This is a genomic window from uncultured Arcanobacterium sp. (assembly GCF_947253055.1).
Classification (GTDB): domain Bacteria; phylum Actinomycetota; class Actinomycetes; order Actinomycetales; family Actinomycetaceae; genus Arcanobacterium_A.
Genome location: NZ_CAMXYE010000062.1, coordinates 1 through 8,916 on the forward strand (window position 1 = coordinate 1; position 8,916 = coordinate 8,916).

The 8,916-nt window shown below is 47.7% G+C and carries 7 protein-coding genes; 4 read left to right on the forward strand and 3 right to left on the reverse strand.

Going from position 1 to position 8,916, the window contains the following annotated elements; all coding sequences use genetic code 11:
* Positions 1-183 precede the first annotated feature (183 nt).
* Positions 184-594, reverse strand: coding sequence for a DUF3052 family protein (locus Q0X35_RS04990; protein WP_297566168.1), 411 nt, complete (start codon positions 592-594; stop codon positions 184-186).
* Between the two features lie 231 nt (positions 595-825).
* Here Q0X35_RS04990 and aceE point away from each other — a divergent pair, with 231 nt between their 5' ends.
* The 3 genes from aceE (at position 826) to Q0X35_RS05005 (ending at position 7,200) form a co-directional block, all read left to right on the forward strand.
* Positions 826-3,534, forward strand: coding sequence for a pyruvate dehydrogenase (acetyl-transferring), homodimeric type (gene aceE, locus Q0X35_RS04995; RefSeq protein ID WP_297566170.1), 2,709 nt, complete (start codon positions 826-828; stop codon positions 3,532-3,534).
* A gap of 77 nt (positions 3,535-3,611) precedes the next feature.
* A complete protein-coding gene (locus Q0X35_RS05000) occupies positions 3,612-5,405 on the forward strand; it encodes an ABC transporter ATP-binding protein (RefSeq protein ID WP_297566172.1) in 1,794 nt (597 codons plus the stop codon).
* The gene (locus tag Q0X35_RS05005; RefSeq protein WP_297566174.1) at positions 5,398-7,200 is read left to right on the forward strand and encodes an ABC transporter ATP-binding protein; all 1,803 of its coding nucleotides are present in this window, start codon (positions 5,398-5,400) and stop codon (positions 7,198-7,200) included. Before Q0X35_RS05000 ends, Q0X35_RS05005 begins: the two co-directional genes overlap by 8 nt.
* Here Q0X35_RS05005 and Q0X35_RS05010 read toward each other — a convergent pair.
* Both Q0X35_RS05010 and Q0X35_RS05015 read right to left on the reverse strand, forming a co-directional pair.
* Positions 7,186-7,857 (reverse strand): HAD hydrolase-like protein, encoded by a 672-nt coding sequence (locus Q0X35_RS05010; protein ID WP_297566176.1) that lies wholly within the window; start codon positions 7,855-7,857, stop codon positions 7,186-7,188. The genes Q0X35_RS05005 and Q0X35_RS05010 overlap by 15 nt on opposite strands.
* 154 nt (positions 7,858-8,011) lie before the next feature.
* A complete protein-coding gene (locus Q0X35_RS05015) occupies positions 8,012-8,632 on the reverse strand; it encodes an L-threonylcarbamoyladenylate synthase (protein WP_297566179.1) in 621 nt (206 codons plus the stop codon).
* Between the two features lie 96 nt (positions 8,633-8,728).
* Between Q0X35_RS05015 and Q0X35_RS05020 the strand changes: the two genes are divergently transcribed.
* Positions 8,729-8,916, forward strand: a 188-nt coding sequence (locus Q0X35_RS05020; RefSeq protein WP_297566181.1) for a hypothetical protein, incomplete at its 3' end; no start/stop codon positions are given.

The window sequence follows — 8,916 nt, forward strand, 5'->3', positions numbered from 1 at the left end:
GTGCTCTACCAACTGAGCTAAGAGTCCGTAATGAATCTTAATAAGAATCTACCTACTGGCGCAAACTACCAGTTAAAAAAGTGACGTGCAGCGCAGTATGCGCGCGCAACCATCCTGGTTTCACCTACGGAAATATTATTTGCCACGCACAAAGGCAGGGAAAACACTAAAATCCGTGCAATACTAGAATCCGCGCGCTGTAATATGGAATACCGTCCAGCCGCTGTGCAGACTAAAGGTGGTGGTAACCGACTGCCCGGCGAGTTTTGCCGCTTCGTCAATATCCGCAGCCGCCACCTGATAGGGACTTTCCCGGTCGGGGACCACTAAGAATATACTGCCACTGCCCGATTCAAGAGAAGCAGCGCCGTCCATTAAATAGTCTGCTAGGTCTTCTAGATCGCCGTCATCAGAGCGCCACCAAGCCAATACCACATCGGCTATTCCTCGATAATCTTCATCTTCCAAGTTTTCGCCCGTTATCTCCTGAATGGAATCGCGAAATTGGAAATCGATATCTTCGTCGTACCCAAATTCCTGGACTATATAGCCCTGCTTAAATTCTGCTTTTATACCGGTACTTTCGCCGGACACGGCAACCGCCTTTCGAGACGCTAGTTCTACTCCTCTAAGTTACCCCAGATTTAGCGCAAATGTCTTATATTGACGAAAACCACTTTTATTTTCTTTTCCACTACCGCTGCCTGCACCCACAGCGTTACCCTAAGCATAAAAACTAGGCCATTTGACCTATTTCAGGTAGATTAGTGCCGAGTGGTTTTTTCATAAATTTTTCCACAGATATTTTCCAAATAAGGAGCAGAAGTGAGCCAGATTCCTATTCGTCCCTTGATTAACGGATTGCTAAGCCAAATACCGGATGTAGACAAGGAAGAAACACAGGAATGGCTAGATTCTTTAACGGCCCTTATTGATAGTCAAGGAAATCCGCGCGCCCGCTATATTTTAATGGCTTTGGAGCGAAAGGCGCGGGAACGAGGTGTGCAGCTACCAGGGAATTTAGTCACTCCATATGTAAACACTATTTCCGTAGACGATGAGCCTTTCTATCCGGGAGACGAAAAATTAGAGCGAGAATACCGACGCTGGATTCGCTGGAATGCGGCAGTGCTGGTCACACGCGCACAACGGCCCGGAGTAGCCGTAGGAGGCCATATTTCTTCTTTTGCTTCCCAAGCCACTCTCTACGAAGTGGGATATAACTGGTTTTTCCGCGGAAAAAATTCGCCGGGAGGTGGAGATCAGGTCTATTTCCAGGGTCATTCCTCCCCCGGTAACTACGCCCGCGCTTTCTTAGAAGATCGGCTCACGGTAGCCGATTTAGATTCTTTCCGTCAGCAGGCAGCTCCCCGGTCGGGCGGGCGCGGCTTGCCCTCCTATCCGCATCCGCGCCAACTTCCGGATTTTTGGGAGTTTCCTACCGTATCGCTGGGCCTTGGCCCCATTGGCGCTATTTATCAGGCGTGGTTTAACCGCTATTTACAAGAGCGGGGCATAAAAGATACCTCGCAACAGCACGTATGGGCTTTTATGGGCGACGGCGAAATGGACGAAGTGGAGGCGCGCGGTCTTTTACACTTAGCGGCGGCGCAGAATCTGGACAATCTCACCTTTGTGGTCAATTGCAATTTGCAACGGCTAGATGGGCCAGTGCGCGGAAATGGACAGATTATTCAAGAACTGGAAGCCTCTTTTAAAGGAGCAGGCTGGAATGTAATTAAAGTGATTTGGGGGCGGGAATGGGATGAATTACTGCATGCCGATAAAGATCGCGCCCTCGTAAATATTATGAATAATACGCTCGATGGCGATTATCAGACCTTTAAAGCTAATAACGGCGCTTATGTGCGCGAGCATTTCTTTGGCCGCGATCCCCGCACTAAAGCTATGGTGGCGGATTGGTCAGATGAAAAAATCTGGTCACTTAAGCGCGGCGGGCACGACTACCGCAAGGTTTATGCAGCTTATAAGGCAGCTACGGAGCATAAAGATCAGCCGACAGTGGTGCTGGCCCACACTATTAAGGGCTATGCTTTAGGCTCTAATTTCGCTGGGCGCAATGCCACCCACCAGATGAAGAAATTAAATTCGGAAGATTTGAAGTTACTGCGTGATACCTTACACCTAGATTTTTCTGACGAAGAACTGGCAGATCCATATAATGCGCCTTATTTCCGCCCCGATCCGGATTCACCGGCTTTGCAATATATGCTCGAACGCCGCCAAAAACTCGGCGGCTTCCTTCCGGAACGCCGAGTGCTGAGCAATGGTATAAAATTGCCGGAAGAAAAAGTATGGGATGTATTGAAATCTGGTTCCGGCAAACAAAAAATTGCCACCACCATGGCTTTTGTACGCCTTCTCAAAGATTTAATGCGCGATAAGGATTTCGGGCATCGAATTGTGCCGATTGTACCCGATGAGGCGCGTACCTTCGGTTTGGACGCTATCTTCCCGACGGCGAAGATTTTTAATGTGCACGGTCAGCACTATCATTCGGTAGATTCTGATTTATTGCTCTCCTATAAAGAATCTAGCCGCGGCCAGATTTTACATACGGGAATTAGCGAAGCTGGCTCCACTGCCGCTTTCACTGCTGCCGGTACTTCCTATGCTACGCATGCGGTACCGATGATTCCGGTATATATGTTCTATTCTATGTTTGGTTTCCAACGGACGGGAGATCAATTCTGGTTAGCAGCCGACCAGTTAGCACGCGGCTTCATTATTGGTGCTACGGCTGGGCGCACTACTCTCACCGGCGAGGGACTCCAACACTTAGACGGCCAATCGCAAGTATTGGCTTCCACTAATCCGGCAGTTGTGCAATATGATCCCGCCTATGCCTACGAAATTCGCCATATTATGCGCGATGGTATTGTGCGCATGTATGGAGATGGCAGTGACGGGCGCGATCAAGACGTCATGTACTATCTGACACTCTATAATGAGCCACTTTCCCAGCCGGCAGAGCCAGAGAATGTGGACAAAGAGGGGATATTGCGCGGAATCCATCAAATTGCGGCACCTGCCAATAATGGAATGCCGCAAGTCCAGTTGCTCGCTTCCGGAGTGGGAGTACCTTGGGCTCTCGAAGCCAAAGATATGCTGGCACAAGATTGGGGGGTGGACGCCGGAGTTTGGTCAGTCACCTCTTGGTATGAATTGCGCCGCGATGGCTTAACCACCGATGATTACAATTTATTGCATCCACAGGAAACCCCGCGTTCTGCTTATTTAACTACAAAATTGGCTGCTGCACAGGGGCCATTTATTGCTTCCTCGGATTGGGAGAAGCAGGTACCAGATGCGATTCGCCCGTGGGTACCTGGCGATTACTATGTACTGGGCGCCAATGGCTTTGGCCTTTCGGATACGCGCGCCGCCACTCGGCACCATTTCCGGATCGACGCTCCCTCCATGGTGCTGCGCAGCTTGCAGGCATTAGCAGATAAAGGAATTATCGAACGCGTAAAAGTGGCAGAAGCACTCGAGAAATATCAGATTTCTTAAGCACTGCTTTTGCTGCTTTGCCGATTTGCCGCTTTTCTAATTTTGCTGCTTTCGCAATTTCCGGCCAAAATAAGAGAGTGACTCTTATTGACTTAGCAAAAAATTTTCTGCGTGCCCATAAATGGCAGGTGGTAGCACTCTTCCTCTGCCAAATTGGGCAAGTATTGCTGAGTCTATGGATGCCAGCTATCAATGCTCGCATTATTGACGAAGGAATTATTCCGCAAAATACCCCACTTATTTGGCAACAGGGAATCGTCATGCTGATAATCTCCCTCCTCCAAATTTCTCTCCTAACTGCTGCAGCCTATTTAGCTTCACGAATTGCCATGAGTTTTGGAAAAGACTTGCGCAGCCAGATATTTCGCAAAGTGCAAAATTTTTCCGAAATCGAGCGGCAAGAATTTGGCGCTCCTACCTTAATTACGCGCGCTACTAATGATGTGGTGCAAATACAGATGGTACTTTTACTCAGCTTCGTCATTATGATAATTGCGCCCATTATGGGAATAGGTGGAATAATAATGACGCTGGCGCAAGATAGATATCTCTCCATCCTCTTGGTGATTATGGTGCCACTTTTAGCCCTAATAATTGGGGTAGTGATGGCAATGCTCATACCGCGCTACCAGATACAGCAAAAAAGAATTGACCGTATCAATACTTTATTGCGGGAACAATTAAGTGGAGTGCGTGTGATTCGCGCCTTCGGGCGAGAAAGCTATCTACAAGAAAAATTCGCCACGGCAAGTGGAAAATTACGCCAAGTTGGCCTGCAAATTGGCTGGCTCTGGGCTTTCCTTATTCCAAGTACTTCGCTAATAGTCGGCTGGAGCAGCGCCGGGGTGTTGTGGCTAGGGGCATCGCGTATCGCTGCTGGAAAAATGCAGATAGGAGCGCTTACTGCGTATATTACCTACTTACTTCTCATATTCTTTTCCGTAATGGCTGCGGGAATGATGGCAATGGTGCTACCGCGCGGAGAGGTATCGGCTCGCCGGATAAAAGAGATACTGGAAATTCAGCCGGCTATTGCCTCCCCACTTCATCCGCAGCCGCTGCCAGCGCAGCCACATTCACTGCAGTTGCGCCAAGTATCTCTACAGTATCCGCAGGCAGAAGCAGCTGTATTGCAAAATATAGATTTTACAGTGCAACCGGGGAAGATTTACGGAATTATCGGTTCTACTGGAGCTGGTAAATCTTCTTTACTGCGGCTTCTCCCCCGCCTAATTGATCCCAGTGCCGGCGAGGTCTATCTGGGGAATATTCCGCTCACGAAATTTGCTTTGCCAGAGTTGCGGCAAAAAATAGCTTATGTGCCCCAGAAATCATTTCTTTTTTCGGGTTCGATTGCCAGCAATATAGCTGGATCACTACCCGGCAGCTCTGCAGCGGCACACCAATATGCAGTATCTATTCCACGCATTAAAAAAGCGCTACATATAGCGGGGGCAGATTTCGTAGAAAAACTGCCCGCCGGAATAGAGAGCAAAGTAGAAAGCGGCGGCAGTAATTTTTCTGGCGGGCAGCGCCAACGCCTGAGTATTGCTCGCGCCGTCTATCGCTGCCTGCCTGATACAAATGGAGAAAGCGCAGCCGATTTTCTGCTTTTAGATGATTCTTTTTCGGCTCTCGACTACGCCACAGAGGCAGCAATACGCAGAAATTTGCGCCAAGAGTTGAGTGATATCGCCATAGTGATTGTGGCGCAGCGCGTAGCGTCTATACAAGCAGCCGACGAAATTATCGTCTTAGAATCAGGCAAAATTGCTGGGCGCGGAACTCATGCAGAGTTACTATCTACCTGTCGTATTTATCAAGAAATTGTAGATTCTCAAGGCACCGTAGTGGAGGAAGAAAATGAGTAAAGCTACATCCGCTAATCCCGCTGCCAGAGCAAAAAATAGCCGCTATGCGCTGCGCCGTATTCTGCATTTAGTTTTTTCGGAGCGCCGGCGCCTATTTGCCATCCTCTTCTTATTGCTTCTCGCTACGAGTGCCAATGTGATAGCTCCAAAGTTACTCGGAGATGGCACCAATATAATAGTGGCTGGCATCCAGAGCCCAAACGGAATAGATTTTTCAGCACTTTCCCGTATCTTAATTACCGTATTGATTTGTTATAGCGTCTTCGCACTTATGAACTTTTTAGGCGGAGTCCTAATCCGAATTTTGGTGCAAAATATCGCCTATCGGCTGCGGGAAAAAGCGCAAGCAAAAATTGCCCGCCTCTCGCTTTCGGTGCTCGATAACCAAAAGAAAGGCGATCTACTTTCGCGCGTAACTAACGATATAGATAACCTGAATCAAAGTCTGATGCAGACTCTCAACAGTATTATTAGCGCTTTCTACACCATATTGGGAATTACCTCCCTCATGTGCTGGATTTCTTGGCGACTCACCCTAATCTCCCTGCTGCTTTTCCCTATCGGAATTTTTTTGATCGGGAAAGTTTTAGGCCGTTCGCGCCCCCAGTTTCATCGACAATGGGAATTAACGGGCAAAGTTTCCAGCATCATTGAAGAATCTTTTACCGGGCAAGAAATAATAAGCGCTTTTAGTATGGAAGATGAGTGTGACGAGATCTTTACCCAAGCGAATGAAGAGCTCTTTCAAGCAAGTTTTCGCGGGCAATTTCTCTCGCAACTTCCCTATCCCATAATGAGTTTTATTTCTAATTTAAGCTTCGTAGTAGTGGCCATTTACGGCGGTTTACAAGTAATTTCCGGTGCACTCACTATTGGTGGAATGCAGGCTTTTATGCAATACTCCCGCCAACTCAATCATCCGATTTCTTCAATCGCACAGGTGGCAAATTTACTGCAATCAGGAGCTGCTTCCGGAGAAAGAATATTCGATTTTCTCGATCTCCCCGAAATGCCGGCCGCAAAGCTTCCGCGCTACCAGGATCTACTTCCACGTGCGGAGCAAAAAGGCCGCGTAGAATTTTCTCATCTCTGTTTTGGATATCACCCCGACACTCCCATAATTAAAAATTTCCATCTCCAAGTACCACCCGGGCAGCAAATCGCTATTGTGGGGCCGACGGGTGCTGGAAAAACCACTCTCGTCAATCTATTGATGCGTTTTTACGAAAGCACCAGCGGCACTATCACAATCGACGGCATACCGATCGAAAAAATCTCTCCCGCATCTCTGCGCGCCCAGATTGGAATGGTGCTGCAAGATACCTGGCTTTTCTCCGGAAGTATTAGCGATAATATCGGCTTTGGAAATCCAAATGCCGATATATATCAAGTCCAAAAAACCGCAACCGAGCTCGGAATTGATCAACTTATTCGGCGTTTCCCACACGGCTATTCCACTCTTATCGACGCCGAAGGAAGCGGAATTTCTGCCGGCGAAAAGCAACTTTTGACGATTGCACGAGCTTATATAGCTGATCCAGCAATTCTAATTCTCGACGAAGCAACTTCCTCTGTGGATACCCGCACCGAGATGCTGATTCAACAGGCAATGAAAAGGCTACGTAAAGGCCGCACATCTTTTGTAATTGCCCATCGCCTCTCTACAATTCGGGAGGCAGATCAAATAGTGGTGATGGAAGACGGAGAAATAGTAGAACAGGGCAAGCATGCCGAACTACTGGCCACCCACGGTGCCTACTATCGCCTTTATCAGGCACAATTAGGCGAGCAATAGCTTTTCTAGATCTGGTGCTGAATCGGCTAGCTGATAGGCTTGCTGATATTCCTCAGCCGGAGCTGCTCCCCAAGTAAGAAGAATAGTAGCTATATTATAAGTTTTTGCTCCGACGATATCGTAGATTCTATCTCCTACCATCACCACATCGGAACGAAAATTTTCCACAGCGCTAGGCTTATCTAGCTGCCCAGCTTCATAAAATCCTTGTAAAGCTCTTCCAATAATTGTGGCTTTATCCGCTTTTTTATCTGCCAAATCTGCACCATAAATTTTTGTAAAGAAATGCGCAATATCTAATTCGGCGCAGATTTGCTGCGCTAAATCTTCTCGCTTCGAAGTGGCTATCGCCATGAAAATTCCTTTAGTTTGCAGCTTTTTTAGCAGCTCCCGCACTCCCGGAAAGAGTGGCGTCTGTTTGATAGTTGGTGAATAAAGACGCCGATATTCTTCTACATATGCGCTAGTTTCTGCCCCGGCCCCTAAATTCCGAAAAGTGGTAGAAAGCGGCGGACCTACGAATTGTTGCAAATCAGCAAGCGGAATATGCTTACCCGTCTTATTTATCATCGTCTGCTGAATTGCCTGCGTCACCAAAGGAGCTGAATCTATAAGGGTGCCATCTAGATCAAAAATAACTGCGCGTAGCTTCGTCATACGCTAATACTCTCTTCCGTAAATTACACTATTTTCATTATCAGTATATCTTGCGGAGAAGATTAATAAATTTCGGCACTAAGCTGGCAAAAAAGTGAAATTTTACGCACTCCTACCCGAAAATTTTCCCTACCTTCTCTAGAGCCCACCTTCTCTAAAGAAAAGATGCCGTATCTCCCGCACCTTGCCGCACTAGCTCAATTGCACCGGTAGAAAGATCGAGCACCGTCGTTGCGCCTTTTTCACCCACTGGGCCTTCCACCACTAAATCAAGCGCATTTCCCAGCTGCTCATTTATTATCCACCCTTCCGTAAGTGGTTCAGTGCTACCAGGAACTATAAGTGATGATGAATTTAAAGGCTCTCCCATTTCCGCCAAAATAGCTTGCACAATTTTATGCTGCGGAATCCGCACTCCTACTGTGGATTTCCGCGGATTTAAGCTCATACGCGGCACTGCTTTCGTGCCTTTGAGAATAAATGTATACGGCCCCGGCGTGAGCGATTTAATGAGGCGGAACGAGGCATTGTCGATTATTACTAGCTGCCCGAGTTGCGCAAAATCGTGACAGAGCAAAGTAAAATCGTGCTTCTCTCCCACTTGCCGAATCGTGCGTATTCTTTCTAAGCCAGCTTTATTTCCCAAGGCGCACACTATTGCATAACCAGAATCGGTAGGAAGAGCAGCCACTTCTCCGCGGCGCAACCGATCTACCACTTTTTTCACTAGCCGCTGTTGTGGATTATCGGGATGAATTTCTATATAGCCTGCCATAGTAATCTCCTTCCCCGCAGTGCCAACTACTTTTTTATACCTTATATTCTAGCTATATACTGGCAATACAATAAGAAGCATTGGGAAAGGAAATTGATGCCTAGCATTTCATCTCTCCAACCGGCTCAGCAGTTGGCTTTAGCCCAAATTCGCGTAGAACTATCCCACATCGCTCCGGAAATTCCGGAAGCAGAAATTCTCCCCGATTCTGAGCTAGAAAAAAATCTCCGCCTCGATCTTCCTTCTCGCTGGGTACTAGCCACTGCCTTAGAGCGCCTCTGTAA

Excerpts from the sequence above, each read along its gene's own strand:
- Q0X35_RS05005 (WP_297566174.1), top strand. The coding sequence starts at position 5,398 with ATGAGTAAAGCTACATCCGCTAATCCCGCTGCCAGAGCAAAAAATAGC.
- Q0X35_RS05010 (WP_297566176.1), bottom strand. The coding sequence starts at position 7,857 with ATGACGAAGCTACGCGCAGTTATTTTTGATCTAGATGGCACCCTTATA.
- Q0X35_RS05015 (WP_297566179.1), bottom strand. The coding sequence starts at position 8,632 with ATGGCAGGCTATATAGAAATTCATCCCGATAATCCACAACAGCGGCTA.